Annotated in this window: 16 protein-coding genes; 4 read left to right on the top strand and 12 right to left on the bottom strand. The window is 51.7% G+C overall.

Annotated features, from left to right (window positions below):
• Nucleotides 1-5 precede the first annotated feature (5 nt).
• The 4 genes from phnD to HV314_RS23150 form a co-directional block, all read right to left on the bottom strand.
• On the bottom strand, nt 6-1,022 hold the full coding sequence (phnD, locus tag HV314_RS23165) for a phosphonate ABC transporter substrate-binding protein (protein ID WP_181546805.1): 1,017 nt from the start codon (nt 1,020-1,022) through the stop codon (nt 6-8).
• 80 nt (nt 1,023-1,102) lie between these two features.
• A complete protein-coding gene (gene phnC / locus HV314_RS23160) occupies nt 1,103-1,891 on the bottom strand; it encodes a phosphonate ABC transporter ATP-binding protein (RefSeq protein WP_016155400.1) in 789 nt (262 codons plus the stop codon).
• 132 nt (nt 1,892-2,023) lie between these two features.
• A complete protein-coding gene (gene yjdN, locus HV314_RS23155) occupies nt 2,024-2,470 on the bottom strand; it encodes a VOC family metalloprotein YjdN (protein WP_016155401.1) in 447 nt (148 codons plus the stop codon).
• A 139-nt stretch (nt 2,471-2,609) separates the two neighbouring features.
• Entirely contained in the window at nt 2,610-2,945 is a 336-nt protein-coding gene (locus HV314_RS23150; RefSeq protein WP_003031835.1) for a zinc ribbon domain-containing protein YjdM, read from the bottom strand.
• A gap of 539 nt (nt 2,946-3,484) precedes the next feature.
• Here HV314_RS23150 and crfC point away from each other — a divergent pair.
• Both crfC and HV314_RS23140 read left to right on the top strand, forming a co-directional pair.
• On the top strand, nt 3,485-5,842 hold the full coding sequence (gene crfC, locus HV314_RS23145) for a clamp-binding protein CrfC (RefSeq protein WP_181546803.1): 2,358 nt from the start codon (nt 3,485-3,487) through the stop codon (nt 5,840-5,842).
• Complete coding sequence (locus HV314_RS23140) at nt 5,839-6,732, top strand: diguanylate cyclase regulator RdcB family protein (RefSeq protein ID WP_181546801.1); 894 nt, start codon at nt 5,839-5,841, stop codon at nt 6,730-6,732. The genes crfC and HV314_RS23140 overlap by 4 nt, the downstream gene beginning before the upstream one ends.
• Nucleotides 6,733-6,762: 30 nt before the next feature.
• On the opposite strand, the gene kdgT is transcribed toward HV314_RS23140, so the two are convergent.
• Nucleotides 6,763-7,761, bottom strand: coding sequence for a 2-keto-3-deoxygluconate transporter (kdgT, locus tag HV314_RS23135; RefSeq protein WP_016155482.1), 999 nt, complete (start codon nt 7,759-7,761; stop codon nt 6,763-6,765).
• 699 nt (nt 7,762-8,460) lie between these two features.
• Between kdgT and proP the strand changes: the two genes are divergently transcribed.
• Nucleotides 8,461-9,963 (top strand): glycine betaine/L-proline transporter ProP, encoded by a 1,503-nt coding sequence (proP, locus tag HV314_RS23130; protein ID WP_016155405.1) that lies wholly within the window; start codon nt 8,461-8,463, stop codon nt 9,961-9,963.
• Nucleotides 9,964-10,045: 82 nt separating this feature from the next.
• Entirely contained in the window at nt 10,046-10,135 is a 90-nt protein-coding gene (pmrR, locus tag HV314_RS23125; RefSeq protein ID WP_016155406.1) for an LpxT activity modulator PmrR, read from the top strand.
• Here pmrR and pmrB read toward each other — a convergent pair.
• From pmrB to melR, 7 genes are all read right to left on the bottom strand, one after another.
• Nucleotides 10,129-11,211, bottom strand: coding sequence for a two-component system sensor histidine kinase PmrB (gene pmrB / locus HV314_RS23120; protein WP_016155484.1), 1,083 nt, complete (start codon nt 11,209-11,211; stop codon nt 10,129-10,131). The genes pmrR and pmrB overlap by 7 nt on opposite strands.
• Nucleotides 11,212-11,880, bottom strand: a complete 669-nt coding sequence (gene pmrA / locus HV314_RS23115; protein ID WP_016155408.1) for a two-component system response regulator PmrA — start codon at nt 11,878-11,880, stop codon at nt 11,212-11,214.
• Nucleotides 11,881-11,884: 4 nt separating this feature from the next.
• A complete protein-coding gene (gene eptA, locus HV314_RS23110) occupies nt 11,885-13,522 on the bottom strand; it encodes a phosphoethanolamine transferase EptA (RefSeq protein ID WP_181546799.1) in 1,638 nt (545 codons plus the stop codon).
• 145 nt (nt 13,523-13,667) lie between these two features.
• Nucleotides 13,668-15,005: an arginine/agmatine antiporter gene (gene adiC / locus HV314_RS23105; RefSeq protein ID WP_016155410.1), complete on the bottom strand. Its 1,338-nt coding sequence runs from the start codon at nt 15,003-15,005 to the stop codon at nt 13,668-13,670.
• A 127-nt stretch (nt 15,006-15,132) separates the two neighbouring features.
• A complete protein-coding gene (locus tag HV314_RS23100; RefSeq protein ID WP_181546797.1) occupies nt 15,133-15,894 on the bottom strand; it encodes an AraC family transcriptional regulator in 762 nt (253 codons plus the stop codon).
• Between the two features lie 315 nt (nt 15,895-16,209).
• The gene (gene adiA / locus HV314_RS23095; protein ID WP_016155412.1) at nt 16,210-18,477 is read right to left on the bottom strand and encodes an arginine decarboxylase; all 2,268 of its coding nucleotides are present in this window, start codon (nt 18,475-18,477) and stop codon (nt 16,210-16,212) included.
• Between the two features lie 277 nt (nt 18,478-18,754).
• Nucleotides 18,755-19,687, bottom strand: coding sequence for a transcriptional regulator MelR (gene melR, locus HV314_RS23090; protein WP_016155413.1), 933 nt, complete (start codon nt 19,685-19,687; stop codon nt 18,755-18,757).
• Between the last annotated feature and the right edge of the window lie 238 nt (nt 19,688-19,925).

Genomic DNA, 19,925 nt, shown 5'->3' with positions numbered 1-19,925 from the left:
CAGGTTTACTGCACCGCTTTAGTCACGCTGGTCATGGCGCCCAGGGCGGCGGTCAAACGGTCAAGGTCGTCGAGCTGCGCTTTCAGCGCCGAGGTTTTGCTGGTTTTCTCTTCCTCGTTCAACCCTTTGTTGCCCTTCACGCCCTGCATCTCTTTAAACAGCGCCAGTTGGCGAATCGGTACCAGTTGCAGGTCGCTGGAGGCACGGAACGGTGCCCATCCCAGGCGTTCCAGGACGGTTTTTTGTTCCGGCGTTTTGCCGTAATTCATAAAGAAGTCGTACACCTTGTCCTTGGTGGTTTCGGAGAGGTTTTTGCGCCAGACGATCGGATCGCCCGGGATCAGCGGTGACTTCCAGATAACCTTCAGCTCTTTCAATTTTTCCGGCGCGGAGGTTTTCAGCTTGTCGAGGTTTTCGGTGTTGTTGGTGGCGACATCGACCTGTTTGTTGGCGACGGCCAGCGCGTTGGTTTCGTGTCCGGCGTTAACGGTGCGTTTGAAGTCGCTGGCGGAGATGTTATTTTTGGCGAAGACGTAGTAACCGGGGACGAGGAAGCCTGACGTTGAGTTGGGATCGCCGTTGCCGAATGTCAGATCCTTACGTTTGGCGATCAGATCGTTCAGGGTGTTGATCGGACTGTCTTTGTTAACGATCAACACGCTCCAGTATCCCGGGGAGCCGTCGGCAGCGACGGTTTGGGCAAACACTTGTCCATTAGCGCGATCTACCGCTTCCATTGCCGAGAGGTTGCCGTACCAGGCGATATCAACTTTGTTAAAACGCATTCCCTGAATGATCCCGGCGTAGTCCGGGGCGAAGAAGGCGTTCACTTTCACGCCCAACGATTTTTCCATGTCCTTCAGGAACGGTTCCCACTGTGGCTTCAGGTTTTGCTGTGATTCGGTCGAAATAATGCCAAAGTTCAGCGCTTTTTCTTGCTCTTCGGCCTGCGCCGGGCTGAACAAGGTGCTGATGCTGAACATGCTGGTAAAGGCCAGCGCGGCAACGGTCTTATAGCTCATGTTGTTTCCTTAATTAGTCTTTGTTCCAGGCTATTTCACTTGCCAGCCTGGCTGCGCCAATAACGCCTGGTTTTTTAGAACTATGCAGCCTGCGCGTTCTGTTCGACGCGGTTCATGCTGCGGTAGAGATGGTCAAAACGATCGTTATCAAAATGCTGGCTGCTGCCATCAAAGAAGACGTTGCCCTGACGAAGCGCGACAATGCGTTCGCAGTAGCGCAGGGCGTAATCCACCTGATGCAGCGTGACGACCACGGTGATGCCGTCGGTCTGGTTAATGTCGCGTAGGGTGTCCATCACGATGCGTGCGGATTCCGGGTCCAGCGAGGCTATCGGCTCGTCGGCAAGGATCACTTTGGCTTGCTGCATCAGCGCGCGGGCAATCGCCACGCGCTGCTGTTGCCCGCCCGAAAGCGTGGAAACGCGCTGGTATGCAAAGTGCGCCATGCCAACGCGGGTCAGCGCCTGTAATGCACGCTGTTTCTGTTCCTGGCTAAACCAGCTAAAACAGGTGCGCCAAAACGGCGTGCTGCCGAGTGCGCCGATCAGGACGTTTTCCAGTACCGTCAGGCGGTTAACCAGATTGAACTGCTGGAAGATGTAGCCGGTGTGGGCGCGGCTTTTGCGGATATCGCGCGCCAGGCGGCCTTCATGTTGAACGGTGCGACCCAGCAGTTCGACGTGGCTACCCGGGGATTTATCACCGACGATCAAACCGCTTAAATGACGTAAAAGGGTGGATTTGCCGGAGCCAGACGGCCCAAGCAGAGCCACCATCTCACCGGAACAGATGTTCAGATCAACCGCATTGAGCGCCTGATGTTGATTGAAGGACTTGGAGAGTTTTTCGACGCGAATAATCGTTTGCATGATGCGGCCTCCCTTAAAAAGTGGCCCCATCGTGGCGGATCAATGTGACGTTTTCGTTAAGGGATGGTTACTTGGTGATGAAGAGTTGAGCGATTTTTGATGACAGTACGGGAGGGCTGGCCTCCCGTTGGATTACTCTGTAGGTTGCTGCTGTTTGACGACGTTGATCATCCACGGCACGCCATACCGATCGCTCACTTTACCGAAACCATGAGCCCAGAAGGTTTCCTGCCAGTCCATTTCGATTTTTCCGTTTGCTGCCAGGTTATCAAACCAGCGTTTGCCTTCGTCGACGTTTTGCGTGTCGAGTACCAGCGTAAAGCCAGAGTAGTGGGCATTTCCGTCGGGGGCGCTATCGCTCATCATGATGTCGCTGCCCGCAACGCGCAGGTTGGCGTGGGCAATGGCGGTATCGGGGAATTTCATGCCTGAAGGGCAACCCTCTTCGCTGTTCTGCGCCGGTTTGGGCATTTCACCGAAGTTGATTTTGTAGAGTAGCTCAGCGCCTAATGTTTTTTGGTAGTAGGCGATAGCATCAGCGCAGTTGCCTGCGAAGGAGATATAGGGACTTAACGGCATAATCTTTACCTCAGGTAAAAGAAACCAGTTAAGTGTAGTTATCGTCTGCAAAAATAAGCCAGGCGGGAAGTATGAGCTTCCCGCCTGGCAGATGAGCTGGCATCGGCCTGATTGACGTAGCGCCATCAGGCAATTTGCATCAGTTCTTTTTCACAAACTCAGATTTCAGCTTCATTGGGCCAAAGCCATCGATTTTGCAATCGATGTTGTGGTCGCCTTCAACCAGACGGATGTTCTTCACTTTGGTCCCGATCTTCAACATGGAAGAGCTACCTTTTACCTTCAGGTCTTTCACTACGGTAACGCTGTCGCCGTCAGCCAGCAGGTTGCCGTTGGCATCTTTAACGATCAGTTCGTCGCTGTCCTGAGCCGGTTCAGCATCGTTCCATTCGTGAGCGCATTCCGGGCAGATGAACATGCCGTTATCTTCGTAAGTGTATTCGGAGTTGCATTGTGGGCAGTGTGGTAATGACATGTGGATTTCCTCAAAAGTCAGCAGGGGCAAATGCGCCCAAAAATGGCAGATTGCCGAAAAAGGCCGCAATTATACATAAAATCCCTGCTTTTGTCGGGACTACTGCGCGATTATGCAAAATGATCTGCTGTAAAGATCCTTTGCTTTTACCTCAATGAAAGTATGGCGGAATATTTTTTAAGGGAAATTGCTACGCTTAGGTATTTAAGATAAGGTGAGGCGAAATATCTGATATTCATAGGTAACGTTGCTTACGGATGCCTAAGCCATTGTGATTGAATATCATTGACCCCCTTAATTTTAGTAGGGGGATTACGCGGGTATTTTTTAAAACTGAACTACGCTGTTTATCTTTCTTACTTATTACATAAGTGAGAGGCATCCGGCCAGCGGTTATACACCAAATTTATTTTAATAATATCAGTTGGTTGTTTTGATTTTAATTATTTCTACACGTAATTATAAAAGCCAAAAAATCTATAAATAAAACGATTGGGCTAAATAAAAGTAATGCCATTTGCGTTAAGGAAGAATTTTCCATGCACACACAGACAATATATGAATTAAGTCAGGAAGCGGAACGCTTGCTGATGCTCTCGCTTGAACATCTCAGGCAATTGCAAAAATTGCCTATGACGTCGTTGGATGATGTCGCGCTAAAACAAGGAGAGCATAGCAGACAGGTGGTTCAGCCTCTGCATTTCAGCGCGCGTGGCATGGATGTCCAGCAGGCAACGCTCAATAATGAACTGCGTAAGATTACGCGTCTGGAAATGGTGCTGGCGATTGTCGGTACTATGAAAGCGGGAAAATCGACGACGATTAACGCGATTGTGGGGACCGAAGTTTTACCTAATCGTAATCGTCCCATGACGGCGCTACCAACGCTAATTCGCCATACGCCGGGGCAGAAAGAGCCGGTGTTGCATTTTTCACATGTCACGCCTATCGATGCCTTAATGAAGGTTTTACAGCAGCGCGTACGCGAGTGCGATCGCCAGCGTCTTACGCAGACCCTGGAAATTGATAAGGATATGAATGTCCTGCTGCAGCATATTGAAAACGGCGTGGCATTTGAGCGGTATTATCTTGGCGCACAGCCTATTTTCCATTGCCTTAAAAGTCTGAATGACCTGGTGCGTTTGTCAAAAGCACTGGAAGTGGATTTTCCTTTTGCCGCCTATACCGCGATTGAGCATATTCCGGTTATCGAGGTCGAATTTGTCCATTTGGCCGGTCAGACGAGCTATCCGGGGCAATTAACCCTGCTGGATACGCCGGGGCCGAATGAGGCCGGGCAACCGCATCTACAAAAGATGCTGAATGAACAGCTGGCGCGGGCTTCTGCGGTACTGGTGGTGATGGATTATACCCAACTGAAATCGATTTCCGATGAAGAAGTGCGCCACGCGATCATGGCGGTCGGCAAGTCAGTGCCGCTGTATGCGCTGGTGAACAAATTCGATCAGAAAGACCGCAACAGTGACGATGAAGAGCAGGTGCGGGCATTAATTTCCGGCACGCTGATGCAAGGTGGGATTGCCCCGGAGCGAATCTATCCGGTTTCTTCGATGTGGGGGTATCTGGCGAACAGGGCGCGTCATGAGCTGATGACTCGCGGGCGGCTGCCGGATCACCAGGTGCAACGTTGGGTACAGGATTTTGCCGAAGCGGCGCTTGGCCGACGCTGGTGCACCAACGATCTTGAGGATACGGAGCACATTCGCCATGCAGCCGATCTGTTGTGGGAGGATTCGCTGTTTGAGCAGCCGATCCAGAAAGTGATTCATGCTGCTTACGCCAATGCTTCGCTGTATGCGCTACGCTCAGCGTCGCATAAGTTATTGAACTATGCGCAAAGCGCGCACGAATATCTGGAGTTTCGCGCCCATGGGTTAACGGTTGCCTATGAAAAACTGCGGCTGAACATCACGCATATTGAAGAGGATATGCAGCAGTTAGAAGTGAGTCAGGGGCGGGTGAGTGATGAAGTCAGTCATGAGGTCGAGCTGGCGCTGGAGGCTGCCGCGGCCTATCTCAATGAGCAACAGACTGAGATTCTGTGCGGCATCAACACGTTCTTTATCAAAGAAAACGTCCTGATGATGTCACAACATGGCCAGGGGGCTGGCGTTTCCTCGGCAGAAATGGCCGGAGAAATGCTGGTGTTGCACGATGAGGGGCAGGCGAAAATCGTGCTGGATAAAATGCGCTCGTCCTGTGAAGTTGTCTTGCTGGCAGCGCAGGAAAGCATCAGTCGGGATTTAGCTCTGCGCTTTGAACAGCTTGAGTCGACGCTGTCCCGGGCGCTAAATGACGCCATGCGCCCCATTGAGCAGCGGGTGAAAGAGGAGCTGAACCACGCTGGTTTTCGTGCACGGATCCGTTTTCCGGCGTTTCATGCGGCGATGTTTAACTTCAACACCCGCCAGTTGTTTAACGAGGCCATTGAGCAGGATATTCCGGCGGAAAATGCGCCGTCAACTGGCGGTGTGGTGCGTGATACCTTCTCTCGCTGGTTGAATCAGCCTAACTGGGGATGGAATGAGTACGTCGAAACAAAAACGCGTTATCTCATTGATATGGGCGCACTGCATAAGAACCTTGTGCACTATGTCACCCAGTTTTGCCAACAAATTCGTAAAGCTTTAGCTGCGCAGGTCGATATTTCCGTTACGGCAGGCATGGCCACGTTTTTTGCTGATTTTTCACTGTGTTTGACGCAATTACAGGCGAGCCTGCGTGAGAGTTTGACCCTGCGCCAGCAAAATGAATCTGCGGTGAATGCCTTGAACGAACAACTGCAGCATCGCATTACGACTGCGGCATGGCTTTATGAAGATTCCCGCTTGCTGCGCGACGATATCAATACCCTTTTTGCAACCGAGCACACATGACTAACGTGTTACTGGAAGGCCCCGGGCGGACGCTGGAGTGTGTCTACCCGAAGTTTATGGTCGATCTGGTTCAGGGAGATGAAACCAAACGTTCCGGCGGTTTTCTGCAACAGCAGCAGCGGCTGCGTGCGCGCCTGACGCAGGAGGTGTTATCCCAGACGCAACTGCGAGCATGGGTGTTGGCAGGCGTGTCCAGCGAGCATCTGGTGATGCGTCTAAAACTGGTGGAAAAACTGGCGGGCATGATCGATCCGGGCCATCTGGCGCTGGTACAGATCGCCGAAGGGTTGATGTTTTTACAACAAACCGAACACCCGCGTGGACTCTCCACGCCCGGTCTTCTGCAGCAGATAAATTCACTCGCTGACTGGTTTACCCAGCGCGGCGCTTATAAAGAGAAGGCGGTGACGCAACGCGGCCTGACGGTGCAAGCGGGCGAACATAGCGAGCAAATTTTTACCCGCTGGCGGGCTGGCGCGTATGACGGCTGGTCGTTACCTGGACGCTGTTTTGTGGCGTTAGAGGAGCTGCGTTGGGGAGCCTTTGGTGACGCCTGCCGGTTAGCAAATGCCGATGTGGTGTCAATGCTAAAAGACAACCTGCGAACGATGGCCGCTCAGGCGCTGGCAGACAGCGTGAATGCGGCCCCCGCCACGCGTCATTACTATCATCATTGGCTCAGCACGCCGGTTGTTGGCGGCTCGGGTGAGCACAACGATATGTTGAGCTGGCTCGGGGACTGGTGCGATGCGCAGCGTCATCCGGTGAGTTGGTCGGTGACGCAGCGTTGGCAAAATGTGGCGTTGGGCATGCCGAGATTGTGTTCGGCGAAGCGGCTGGTTGATGCGATGGTTGAGGAGATTTTTGCACCGTCCCCGCTCATCAATTGAGCAGGAACGGTGAGTGGGATAAAGGCAGGTTTAGTGGTGCAGGGAGTCTGCCGGGGTAGCCGCCGTCTCATTGACGACCGGGTTTTTATTAAAACGTTTGGCATACAGCGCGGTGATAATCGGCACCAGAATCGCGGTGACTATCACGCTGGCGGCAACCAGCGCCGTAGCGGATGCGGCAACCGGTTCAAATGCCGGGTTAATCTGGGCGATAATCACCGGGTTTGCCACTGCAGCGCCTGCCGCAGATGAGGCTGCTACGCCTGCCGTACCGTTCCCGCCACCAATAACGCGGTCAGCAATAATCAGCGGAATACCGGTGATGACGATAACCGCGACGCCCAGCAGGATGCCCAGCAGACCCGTATCAACGATGACGCTCAGGTTAATCGTGTTGCCCAGCGCGAAGCCGAAGAACGGGATCAGCACCGGCGTGGCTTTACTGAAGAAGGAACGCAGATCGTGATCCAGGTTACCCAACGCAAAACCAATCAGGAACGGTAATACCGCGCCGACAAAATGGTGTGGTTCGAAGGACGCCAGACCCGCGGAGCCAAGGATCACCATGGTCATTAACGGACCGGATTCCAGAGACATCAACACAAATGCGCCAGACTCTTCTTTGGTTCCGTACTGGTTCATCAGGCTGGCGTACAAACCGCCGTTGGTCATGTCCATCGCTGAAACAATTGCCAGTACCGAAAGACCGGCAAAGAACCCGGTTTGAATACCGGTATCAGGAATAAATGAAGCAGCAATCATTGCCACTACCCATGCCACGGCTATTTTAGTTAATACCAGTGTGCCGGATTTGCGTAATACCGTGCCGGTTGCCCGTAAATCAATAGATGCACCGATACAAAAAAACCACACTGCCAGAATCGGCACCGTTCCGCTGATCATTCCTTTGGTAAACGAACCGAAATACGCGCCGGTATCCGGAGCTAACGTATTTAACACTGCGCCTAATAACAGAGGAATCAACATCATTCCGCCAGGGATGCGTTCAATCGTGGCTTTAATTTTCATAAGCGTCCTCATCTCTTGTCGCAGGTAATACACGCGCAAGGAAATAAAAATTAATAAATTCAAGTAATTACTGATGTTTCTTAACAAAGAAAACAGCTATCTCTTTGTTTTATAAAATCTAACGCGGCATACGTTGAGCGTGTTACTGCTCCCAGGGATATTGCGTCTGGAATTAGTTTGCATTCATGGGAACATTGATTCAATCAAAATAAAACGATGTTTTAGTTATCTTCATCACATATTCCGAGCAAAAGTTCCTGAGTGCTCTGATTATTAAAAAAGCTGTGATCTTTTTGTGAAGAGATTAGGTGGGTTTTTGCCTAGCAGAATAATAGTGACTGTTGTGATTGTTGGTGCAACAAAGCGATTTATTCTTGTATTTAATTGCCAGAAAATCGCAAGCATTACATGTTAAAAAGTTGACTAAGAATGACCTGATTTACGCATGTTGACGAAATGGAAATCTATATGTGAAGTTGATCACAAATTTAAACACTGTTAGGGTAAAGAGGTCATTAACCGCCCAATCAGGCGTCAACAGGTTCGGTTGTACTGCTCGTTTCTCGTCAGTGTAAGTAAACCTGCTACGCTTGTTACAGGGAATGCGTCTGTGCATTCCCCGCTCGGTGATGACCTTGACGCAGGGGCGTTGAGGGACTCGAACTGTAGCGTGACAGGGCTAAGTCTATGAGGACGAGTATGCTAAAAAGGAAAAAAATAAAACCAATTACGCTGCGCGACGTTACCATCATTGATGACGGTAAACTGCGAAAAGCCATTACCGCGGCGTCGTTAGGTAATGCGATGGAGTGGTTTGATTTTGGTGTTTATGGGTTTGTTGCTTACGCATTAGGTAAAGTGTTCTTCCCGGGGGCTGACCCCAGCGTACAGATGGTTGCTGCACTTGCCACCTTCTCTGTTCCCTTTCTGATTCGACCGCTTGGCGGATTGTTCTTCGGTATGCTTGGCGATAAATACGGTCGTCAGAAGATCCTCGCTATCACTATTGTGATTATGTCGATAAGTACCTTCTGTATCGGTCTCATTCCCTCGTATGCCTCGATTGGTATCTGGGCGCCGATTCTGCTGTTGCTGTGTAAAATGGCGCAGGGGTTCTCAGTCGGCGGAGAGTATACCGGGGCGTCGATTTTTGTCGCAGAGTACTCGCCAGACCGTAAGCGCGGATTTATGGGCAGCTGGCTGGACTTCGGCTCGATTGCCGGGTTTGTGCTGGGTGCGGGCGTGGTAGTCCTGATCTCAACTATCGTCGGCGAAGAAAACTTCCTTGAGTGGGGCTGGCGTATTCCGTTCTTCCTGGCGCTACCGTTAGGGCTTATTGGCCTGTACTTGCGTCATGCACTGGAAGAGACTCCGGCGTTCCAGCAGCACGTGGATAAACTGGAGCAGGGCGATCGTCAGGGACTGCAGGACGGTCCGAAGGTGTCGTTTAAAGAGATTGCGACCAGGCACTGGCGCAGCCTGCTGGCATGTATTGGTCTGGTGATTGCCACCAACGTCACCTACTACATGCTGCTCACCTATATGCCGAGCTACCTGTCGCATAACCTGCATTACTCTGAAGACCACGGCGTGCTGATTATTATCGCCATCATGATTGGTATGCTGTTTGTGCAGCCGGTGATGGGTCTGCTCAGCGACCGCTTCGGACGCCGTCCGTTTGTGATTATGGGCAGTATTGCGCTGTTTGTGCTGGCTATTCCGGCATTTATTCTGATTAACAGTAACGTCATCGGCCTGATTTTCGCCGGGTTGCTGATGCTGGCGGTGATCCTCAACTGCTTTACCGGGGTGATGGCGTCAACGTTACCAGCGATGTTCCCGACGCATATTCGCTACAGTGCCCTGGCCGCAGCGTTTAATATCTCGGTATTGGTCGCCGGTCTGACACCGACGTTGGCCGCATGGCTGGTGGAAAGCTCGCAGAATCTGATGATGCCTGCTTATTATCTGATGGTGATTGCGGTGATAGGTTTAATTACCGGCGTGACCATGAAAGAGACGGCTAATCAGCCTCTGAAGGGGGCTACGCCTGCCGCTTCGGATATTCATGAAGCGAAAGAGCTCCTCGGCGAGCACTACGATAATATTGAGCATAAAATCGAAGATATCGATCAGGAAATTGCTGAGCTGCAGCTTAAGCGTACGCGCCTGGTGCAGCAGCATCCGCGGATTGATGAGTAATCATGTGATTTATCATATCCACTTAAGGTTGGCTTAATCTGTGTCAGGCAAACTCTCCTCCAGAGTATCGGAGGAGAGTGTCATGAAAAACCGCATTTATGAAAGTTTGACCACCGTGTGCAGCGTGCTGATCGTCAGCAGCTTTTTGTACGTTTGGGTGAGTTCTTACTGACCTTTCTCTAATTCCACCCAAGCGCGAGTGCCGGTGGTTCCCTGACGATTTTGCAAATAGAAATGCCCGTGATGTAACTGGGTGATACGACTGACAATGCTCAGCCCCAGCCCAATCCCGCCAAAACGACTGTCCATACGCACAAACGCTTTACTCAGCTCCCCGCATTTACTCTCATCAATGCCAGGGCCTTCATCTTCGACGGCGATAACGGCATCATGCTCTGTATTCAGGCTAATCGTAATATGGGTGCCTTCCGGGCTGTAACGATGCGCGTTCTCCACCAGATTTCGCAGCAGCATTCGTAATAGCGTCGCATCGCCACGTACGACAACGTCCGCCGTGCTTTGCGGTAGGAGCAGCGTCTGCTGACGCTGGTCCAGCATGGTGCTGAGTTCATCATAGGAGGGCAAAATCACGTCCTCCAGCAGTTTGACGTGCTGGTAGCTCCCGGCCGAGAACGACTGTCCAACGCGGGCGAGTTGCAGCAGTTGCGACACGCTGTCCATCATTTGGTCAAGGCGGGCAATTAACGGTGAAACGTCGACCTTATGGGTTTTGGACAGTAATTCCAGATGCAGGCGAACGCCTGACAGTGGGGTGCGCAGTTCGTGGGCGACATCGGCGGTAAATAAGCGTTCGTTTTCAATGGTGCTCGTCAGCCGCGTCACCAGCTCGTTGAGCGCTGAGACGACCGCCTGGATCTCAACGGTTGAACTATGAACTTCAATCGGAGCAAGGTTATCGGCTGCCCGCGTTTCTAACTCTTTTTGCAGATCCGCCAGCGGGCGAGTAATACGTCGCACTGCCTGGTAGCAAATCAGCAGCGTCAGGCTGACCATAAAGATACCGGGGACGATCAGGCTGGCGATGGCCTCGCGGATTTCATGCAGTATGTGGCGATCGTTGTTACGATTTTCGCGTAACGCCTGCTCAAATAGCTGTATTTGTTCGGTGCTTTCGTGCCACAGCCAGAAGGTGCTAATCAACTGGAAGACCAGCAGAATAAGACCGATGGTCAGCATCAGGCGATGACGCAGCGGGAGCGGTTTTTTTAGATATTGCAGTAGCTTCACTTAGCTTTCCTCAGTGGCAACCAGCATATAGCCAAATCCCCTGACTGTGCGGATACGTGATTTACCCACTTTGTCCCGCAGGTTGTGAATGTGCACTTCCAGCGTATTGGTCGACGGTTCGTTATCCCAGCTGTAGATGTCGTTATACAGGATTTCCCGGTGTACCGGGCTGCCCGCTTTAAGCATCAGGCGCGACAGGAGTGCGTATTCTTTCGGCGTTAAGATAACCTCTTGTCCATCCATCCACACCTGGCGACGACCGATATTCAGCGTCAGGTTACTGACAATGAGTTCACTTTCACCCTGATTGTTATGACGACGCAGCAGCGCCCGGATGCGGGCATGCAGTTCTTCCAGTGCGAACGGTTTGACCAGATAGTCATCGGCGCCAACGTCCAGCCCGCTGACTCGGTCTTTCACTGTATCGCGGGCGGTGAGGATAAGCACCGGCACGGTGTATTTTTTCTGTCTGATGCGGTTCAGGAAGTGCAGGCCGTCTTCATCCGGTAAGCCCAGGTCCAGAACCACCAGACTGTAATGGCCGGTCTCCAGACACTGCTCCGCGGCACGGGCCGTTGATACGCCGTCGCAGGCATAGCCTTCTGTTTGCGCGGCGAGTATCAGTCCCTGTAATAACAACGTATCGTCTTCAACAATCAGAATTTTCATTCGTTTAGCCTCCCCGGCAGGGTTGCAGAATATCATCTGCCGCCTGATATTTCTGTGTTTGCACGCCTGTTAATCCCAGCAGGGTTGAGAAGAAATTATCCTGTGAGAAGTCCTCTGAGCCTGCCCGTTTTTGCAAACATGTCTGAGAGACTTGATAGCGTTGCTGATAATCTTCTGAGAGCCACAGCAGCATCGGCACATGTTTTTGCGTATCTGGTGCAATCGAATACGGCAGGCCGTGTAAATAGATGCCATTTTCCCCTAAGGATTCACCGTGATCGGAAAGGTAGACCAGGCTGGTGGTGAAATTATCCTGATGCTCTTTCAGTATATTGATTGCTTTATCAACAATATAGTCGACGTAAAGAATGGTGTTGTCATAGGTATTGACCAACTGTTGCTGTGAACACGTCTGGATTTCGTTGGTGTCACAGGTTGGCGTAAATTTCTTGAACTGCGCAGGATAGCGGTTGTAATAGGTCGGACCGTGGCTGCCGATGGTGTGCAGCACAATCACGCCGTCGCCTTGCAGGTTATTAATGTACTCTTCCAGCCCGTGGAACAGCACGTCATCGTAGCATTCCCCGTCAATACACTGCCCTGGCAGGTTCAGCTTAGTCATATTCTGGTGCGGTACCCGGTCGCATGCCCCTTTGCAGCCGCCGTCGTTGTCGTTCCACAGAACGTTAATTCCCGCCCGCTGAATAATGTCGAGCACGCCTTCCTGATGCTGCGCCAGTTCTTCATCGTAGTGCGCACGTGGCATACCCGAGAACATGCAGGGGACAGATACTGCCGTTGCCGTTCCGCAGGATGTGGTGCGGGGGAAATAGACCACATCATCTTTTTCCAGCAACGGGTTGGTCTGGCGCGAATAGCCTGACAGCGAGAAGTTATCGCCGCGTGAGGTCTCGCCGAGCACCACAATAGTCAGGTTCTTACGCTTTTCTTTCACCATCAACGGATTGCGATGGGCGTCTTCGCCAATGCGTACCAGCGGCAGGTGGGCCAGCCTCTGGTGTGAATACCAGGAAGAGGTCGCCACAATGCTGTTGGATGGGCTGAGGGATTTCACCAGTTCTTTATTGTTGCGAAACAGTGAGGCGTAATCTTTGTAGAAGAACGCGGCGACCAGCACGATCAGCAGCGCGGAGATCAGAATATTCGCGCCACGGAACAGTACGCTGCGCATGGCCGGGGCGATCGGTTTGATTCTTACCCAGCAGGCAATGAGCGCGGCGAGAATGCCGCTTACTCCGAGCGTGATGAGCATTTGCGGCGTCAGCAAAGCAAAGGTTTCGGCGGGTGTGGTGTCCATCATATTGGCGATCATCGAGCGGTCAATGATGATGCCGTAGGTCATGATGAAATATTGGGCCGATGCGCCAACCAGAATGAAAACGCAGGCCACCAGGCGATTAAGCCACAGGAATGAGGCCAGCGTCAGCACAATGTTCATGACGCTGAAAGCGACGACCGGCATCGACAAAAACACCAGCACGTTACGCACGGAATCCAGCGGCAGGGCTTGCAGCACTTGTTTATAGAACGCAATGTTCAGGAAAGTCGCAAGATAAAATGAGATCAGGAGAAGCCAGCTGATTAGCCCAAGAGTGGGTCTTTTAAACAGGTGCTTTAACATTAAGGGGGTTCCATCGACTAAGTGGTACAAATCCTCTCAAAGTAAAATTAAGCTAACCTTAAGTTCTTAATGTTGATTTCAGGAATCGCGGGGGGCGGCGTTGGCCCGATGGCCTTACACCATCGGGCAACGACGACTGTTTGTGTTAGTTATTGTTTACCGGAGCATCCAATGGATATGGGTTTTTATGGATCCGATTGTAGTTCAGTGCATACAGCGCGGTGATGATCATCAGTGTGACGAATGACCACATCACCTCTTTGGCACCGGAACCGACAACCGCCCAAATGCAGTAAACAAAAGCGATAAAGGTCACCAGTAAGTACATCGGACGCGCTTTACCAAAGTGACCATGGCCGAGCAGCAGCAGCGCGGCGCAGGTGTACAGATACGGCACCAGCGTGAAGATAACGGAGACCGAAGAGACCAGACCAAACTCTTTCGCAGCGTTTGGCGACATGCTGCTGAACTGGAAGATGGTCATCAGAACGCCGACGATAATTAACCCGGCTACCGGCGTACCGGCTTTGTTAACGCGGGCAAAAATCGGTGGGAACAGGCCGTCATCGGCTGCCGCTTTGGCGGTTTGCCCGGCAAGCAGCGTCCAGCCGCCCAAGGAACCAAGGCACCCGGCCGCAGCACAGAAGGAGACAATCGCCCCAGCGGTGTCACCCAGCGCCATGCGTGCGGCATCACCGAACGGGGAGGCTGAAACACGCAGCGCCGCGTTAGGGATCATACCCATAATCGCCGTGGTGGAGAGCACATAGCAAACGGCGGCAATCAGCACGCCGCCCATGGTGGCGATAGGCACGTTACGTTTGGGATTTTTAACCACACCTGCCGCGACGGAGGCGCTTTCCACGCCGATAAATGACCACAAGGTTACGTTCAGAGTGCTTTGAATCGCACCGAAGGTGTTCATACCGCTGACGTTCCATGCCGCCATATAGGTTTCACCCCGGAACCAGAACCAGCCGAAGACGGCAATACCGACAATTGGCACCAGCGCCAGTACCGTTGCGACGGCCTGTACACGGGTGATCATTTTCGGTCCGACAATGTTCAGCAATACGAAGATCCACAGTACCACGACGCAGGTCAGCGTCAGGACCAGCGGATCTTTTAAGATGGGGAAGAAGTAGCTCAGGTAACCGACGCCAATAACCACCATGGCGATGTTACCAATCCAGCAAGCCAGCCAGTACAGGACGTTGGTCTGGTAGCCCAAAAATGGACCGAAACAGCGGCGGGCATAAGCGTAAGAACCACCGGGACTGGAGTCTAAGGACGACATTTTCGCGTACACCATCGACAGCGCCAAAGCACCGATAATAGTGACCAACCATCCGTAGATTGCAATCCCGCCAGTTGACGCAAGGTTTGCGGGTAGCAGGAATACACCGGAACCCATAATATTCCCCGACACCATAAGGGTGACGGGGATTAAGCCCACTTTGTGAGCATCAGCATCCGTCGACATATTTAGTAACTCCTGATAAGGATAAATGACGTCTTATCATACCTCTTCAGAAGACTATTTTATGATGGCGGACTGGGGGTATCGCTAATGCTGATATTATTATGGCTTATCGCTAACTGATTAAAAATCAGGCAGCGGATGGCTCCCTATGTTGACTGACATAATGCAGAGGCGTCATCCCATAGAACTCTTTGAATACGGATATAAAGTACGAGGTACTGTTATATCCGCACAGTTGAGAGACCTGGGAAATGTTTTTGCCATCCATCAATAATTGATTGACGGCATAACGCATGCGACACGTGGTAATTATTTGGCTGTAACTTGTATTTTCACTTTTGAGCTTTTTCTTTAACAAACTGGGGCTCAGGCATAAGCAACTGGCAACCATGCTTAAATTCCAGTCTTTGTGTATATCGCTCTCAATAATGTGATAAACGCTGTCGCTGATACGACTGCGTAGTATATGCATGAGCAGAGAAATAAACTTTTTGCTGCCGAGAAAGCGTGATAACACCGTGAACAGTAGCGAGCGCGTGCGCACACTTTCACCTTCGTCCATTGTGTCCATTACGCTATATTGGGCAGCCACCCGGAAGACATCCGGCGTCAGACAGACGGCGGTTATCACTGGGTTGGCACTGCGTTGCCAGAGTGGGATCTGTGAAAGGTCTTTATTTAAAAAACGTAGATAGTCTTTAATGATATCACGGCTGATATGTACGACCAGTGCGTTATTAAGTGATGAGAAATCGATAATATTATTATCGCATGCTACCAGCGCCATATGATTAGCTTTTAAGCTGATGGCTTCTTTACCGTTAATCCTTAACCAAACATCCTTCTCCGTTAATACAACAACACAAGCTGCTCTGCTGCAAACCCTCATACCCAAACTCCAGGAATATGAACATAAAACACCGTAGCTCACCATCAGATGAACCGTATCGGCTAAATTGAAATTGTATGATGAATCCAGGACCGCATTAAAATAACGTGTCTGAAATTAATTACAATGTTTGGTGGGATTTTTCTTATGTACACTTTTTTTTACGCAAGTGGAAACGTGATAATTGCGTATAAAAAAAGCGCGGGGTGGTCCCGCGCAAAAAGGTATGACAATGTTATTGTTTTGCAGCAATACTCAGGAATTACTCAAGCATGACATGTCTACCTTAAAAATCGGACTATCTATAAAGTGACATTATGCTTTCACGCACATGACGTGATATACACCGTCAATAATTTCCGTTCCTTCGGTTTCATGTTCAAATCCAGGGAAGTGGTGGTCCCAGGACTGCAACGAACGTAGATAACTAATCTGCGGGCTATTGGCGTCGCCAAAGTTTTCCCCGGACAGCAGCATTGGAATTCCCGGTGGGTAAGGAATCACGGAATTCGCAGCTATACGACCCGGCAGATTTTCAATGGCCACCATCTCAACGTTATCGCTGACTATCGCGTTATAGGCTTCACGCGGGGTGATTTCAGCAACAGGCAGGCCGGAGTAGGCCGCGTTGAGTCGGCTGCCAGGGTTGTTCTCTTTCAGCCAGGCAAACATGGTGTCGCCCAGATCGTGAATGCCCATGTTGGCGTAAGTGTCAGGATGTTCCTCAACCAGTTCTGGCATCACCTGCGCCAGCGGTGTATTGGCATCGTAATGGTGTTTGAATGAGCACAGGGTATTGATCAGCGTGCCCCATTTCCCACGGGTAATCCCCATTGAGAACAGGAACATAATCTGGAAATCGGTGGTACGGGTCGGCACGATACCGTGGCGGCCAAGCCAGGCGGTGACCAGCGCTGCCGGTACGCCGCTCTCTTCCAGTTCGCCATCATCGCCCATCCCCGGCGCCAGAATACTGACTTTGATTGGGTCCAGCATGCTCCAGTTATCCGGCAGGTCTTTAAACCCGTGCCAGGATTCACCCGGGCGCATCACCCAGCAGTTCTGGTCAGTGGTCAGGAGTTGGGTTGGCGCATCGGCAAAGTCATAGGTTTTGCCGGTTTGCGGGTCAGTTACCACTTCTTTGTTCCACGGTTTGAAGAACCAGTCGCCTTCGGCGGAAAATTCTTTGTACAAACGCGCCATGGCCTGACGGAAATCGACCGCTTCGTCGATCACTTCCTGAGTGAGCGACAGACCGCTGTTGCCGTCCATCATGGAGACCGCCACGTCGTTTGATGCGCAGATGGCATACAGCGGAGAGGTGGTGGCGTGCATCATGTACGCCTGGTTAAAGCGGGAGAAGTTCACGGCCCCACGACCTTCACGGACGTGAATGTAAGACGCCTGAGAGAGCGCGTTCAGCAGTTTGTGGGTCGAGTGGGTCGCAAAAACGGTAGGACCGTTATGATCGCCGGGCGCGCCACGCATGGCGTAGTGATCGGCATAAATTGGGTTAAAGCGGGCATAGCCGTACCAGGCCTCATCGAAGTGGATGCGATCGCTGGTTTGCGCGAGCAGGTCCTGGGCCTCTTTGGCGTTGTAGCAAACACCGTCATAAGTACAGTTGGTCACAACGCTGTAAGACGGTTTTTGCCCGGCCTTGCCTTTGGTCAGCGGGCTTTCGCTGATTTTTTTCTGCAATGTTTCAGGTTGCATTTCTTGCGGGTAGATTGGGCCGATAATGCCGTACCGGTTGCGGCTTGGCACCATATACACCGGTTTTGCGCCGGTGAGGATCAACCCCTGCTCGATAGATTTGTGGCAGTTACGATCCAGCACCACGACGTCGTTGTCGGTCATACAAGCCTGCATGATGGTGCGGTTAGAGCCGGAAGTCCCGACCACTACGGACCAGGAGCGGTCAGCGCCAAACACGCGGGCGGCATATTTTTCGCTCTCGCCAAATGCGCCGGTATGATCCAGCAGTGAGCCGAGCGATGCGCGTTCAATACCCATGTCGCTCCGGAATAAGTTTTCACCGTAGTAATCATGGTAAAAACGACCCGCCGGCGTTTTGGTAAATCCGACACCGCCCTGGTGACCAGGCGCCGCCCAGGAGTATTCATGGATGTCGCCGTACTTCATCAGCGCGCTGAACAGTGGCGGCAGAAGCTGCTGGCGGTAACGGGTCATCGCCGCAACGGCACGTCCGGCGATAAAGTCTGCGGTATCTTCCATAATCCAGGCGAATTCATCGACAAGCTCCAGCAGGTCGCGATCCAGCGATGCGGTGGCTTTTTCGCGATCGCCCAGCAGGAAAACGGGAACGTTTTGCTGGCGCTCGTGGAGCTTGCCGATCAATTGCCTGACGTTCAGGTGCTCGTCTTGTTGTTCCATTTGATAGCTGAACATCAGGCAATCAATGGCTTCATTAGCGGCGAGGATTGCGTAACCATCGTCGAATGAGGTGGACTTAATGACGGTAACATTTTGGCGGCTTAATGCATCAGCCAGACGTTCGACAGCGCTACCGACCCAGGTGTCCTGATGCAGAAACTCACTTTCAACAATTAATACTTTCATCATCTTTTACCCGGTTGTGGAAAGGTTGCAATTTATGGATTGCAGACACACCGTATGAATGTGACGCAGGCAAGTATTATCCTGACAAAATGGGCTGTAAAGCGGGTGATAAATAGTCTGATTTCGGGTTAATTTGTTTTTAAACAAATAGTTATGTTTGCTTATTGGCGATTTTTCACCGCTGTTTATCGACAGGGGGAATATTTTTTTGGCTGATACTGATATCGGCGAACGATAGGGATCGTAGGCCGGGGTAACGCCGGTGGTTTCTGGCTGCTCAGCCAGCCATTGTTTGCCGGCGCTGCTGGCTCAGTTTGCGGTACTGCTGCGGCGACATGCCGACAAACTTGCTGAAGGTGTCATAAAAACGGCTGCTGGATCGGAATCCCGCGGTCAACGCGACGTCAAGAATGGTTTTATCGGTATCGCTAAGCAATGCGCGGACGTGATTGATCCGCATTGCGGTGATGTACTGCTTCATGGTGAGTTGCATCACGCGCTGGAAAATCCCCATCGCGTAGTTGGCGTTGAGCTTCACGTGTTCCGCGACGTCGTTGATAGTGAGCACCTGATCGTAGTTATCGGCAATAAAACTCAGCATCTGGCTTACGTAAAACTGGGCGTGCCGCGAAACGCTGTTTTTGTGCGTCCGCGAAGTTTTATTGACCAGGATTGGCTGCCAGCCGGAAAGGCTAAACCGCTTGAGCATCAGACCAATTTCATCAATGGCGAGCTGGCGAATTTGCTCGTTCGGGTTGCTCAGCTCCTGTTGCCAGCGCTGAACTTCAAAGGTGCTTAGCTGCTGCGACGCCAGCGATTTGATGACCATGCCATGGGTAACGTGGTTGATCAGTTCGCGATCCAGCGGCCAGGAAAGGAAAAGGTGCATCGGTAAATTGAAGATAGCCATGCTTTGGCAGCTGCCCGGACGCGTGAGCTGATGCGGCGTACAGGCCCAGAAAAGCGTAATGTGCCCCTGTTTTATCTGCACCACTTCGTTGTTGATAAGGTACTCAACGTCGCCATCAAACGGCACATTAATCTCCACCTGCCCATGCCAGTGGCTGGCAGGCATAGCATGCGGTGAGCGCAGCTCAATATCCATCCGTTGATATTCTGAGTACAGCGACAATGGGCTGCGGGTTTGCTCTTCATCGCTGCTGCACATGTGCGGATCGGGGGGAAGAGGCGATGTCGGTAATGTACTCATGGTTGCTCCATTTCCTGAATTATCAGAATCATGTCATTTGCTGCGCATTAAGGCTGAGAATCAGGACACAAATCGGACCGATATCATTGAGCATAGTGAGATTTTGGGGCCGCATACTCTGCTTTTTGTGCAATTTTGTCCCATAAACTCAGATCCAGTATGGGACAAAGAGGCGATCTGAGTTTATGGGAATGCTCGCCAGGGAAGTCGGAAGTTTTCATCAATGCGCTGTGCCACC

Origin of the sequence: Citrobacter sp. RHBSTW-00887 (genome assembly GCF_013728095.1) — a bacterium.
In the GTDB taxonomy this organism is placed as follows: Bacteria; Pseudomonadota; Gammaproteobacteria; order Enterobacterales; family Enterobacteriaceae; genus Citrobacter; species Citrobacter braakii.
The sequence above is the reverse complement of the archived record's forward strand: the minus strand, read 5'-3'. Positions and strand labels throughout refer to the sequence as shown.

Coding starts and splice junctions, on each gene's coding strand:
- eptA (WP_181546799.1), bottom strand. CDS start 13,522: ATGTTAAAGCACCTGTTTAAAAGACCCACTCTTGGGCTAATCAGCTGG.
- kdgT (WP_016155482.1), bottom strand. CDS start 7,761: ATGAAAATTAAAGCCACGATTGAACGCATCCCTGGCGGAATGATGTTG.
- pmrR (WP_016155406.1), top strand. CDS start 10,046: ATGAAAAACCGCATTTATGAAAGTTTGACCACCGTGTGCAGCGTGCTG.
- pmrA (WP_016155408.1), bottom strand. CDS start 11,880: ATGAAAATTCTGATTGTTGAAGACGATACGTTGTTATTACAGGGACTG.
- melR (WP_016155413.1), bottom strand. CDS start 19,687: ATGAGTACATTACCGACATCGCCTCTTCCCCCCGATCCGCACATGTGC.
- adiA (WP_016155412.1), bottom strand. CDS start 18,477: ATGAAAGTATTAATTGTTGAAAGTGAGTTTCTGCATCAGGACACCTGG.
- HV314_RS23150 (WP_003031835.1), bottom strand. CDS start 2,945: ATGTCATTACCACACTGCCCACAATGCAACTCCGAATACACTTACGAA.
- phnD (WP_181546805.1), bottom strand. CDS start 1,022: ATGAGCTATAAGACCGTTGCCGCGCTGGCCTTTACCAGCATGTTCAGC.
- phnC (WP_016155400.1), bottom strand. CDS start 1,891: ATGCAAACGATTATTCGCGTCGAAAAACTCTCCAAGTCCTTCAATCAA.
- crfC (WP_181546803.1), top strand. CDS start 3,485: ATGCACACACAGACAATATATGAATTAAGTCAGGAAGCGGAACGCTTG.
- adiC (WP_016155410.1), bottom strand. CDS start 15,005: ATGTCGACGGATGCTGATGCTCACAAAGTGGGCTTAATCCCCGTCACC.
- HV314_RS23100 (WP_181546797.1), bottom strand. CDS start 15,894: ATGAGGGTTTGCAGCAGAGCAGCTTGTGTTGTTGTATTAACGGAGAAG.
- HV314_RS23140 (WP_181546801.1), top strand. CDS start 5,839: ATGACTAACGTGTTACTGGAAGGCCCCGGGCGGACGCTGGAGTGTGTC.
- proP (WP_016155405.1), top strand. CDS start 8,461: ATGCTAAAAAGGAAAAAAATAAAACCAATTACGCTGCGCGACGTTACC.
- yjdN (WP_016155401.1), bottom strand. CDS start 2,470: ATGCCGTTAAGTCCCTATATCTCCTTCGCAGGCAACTGCGCTGATGCT.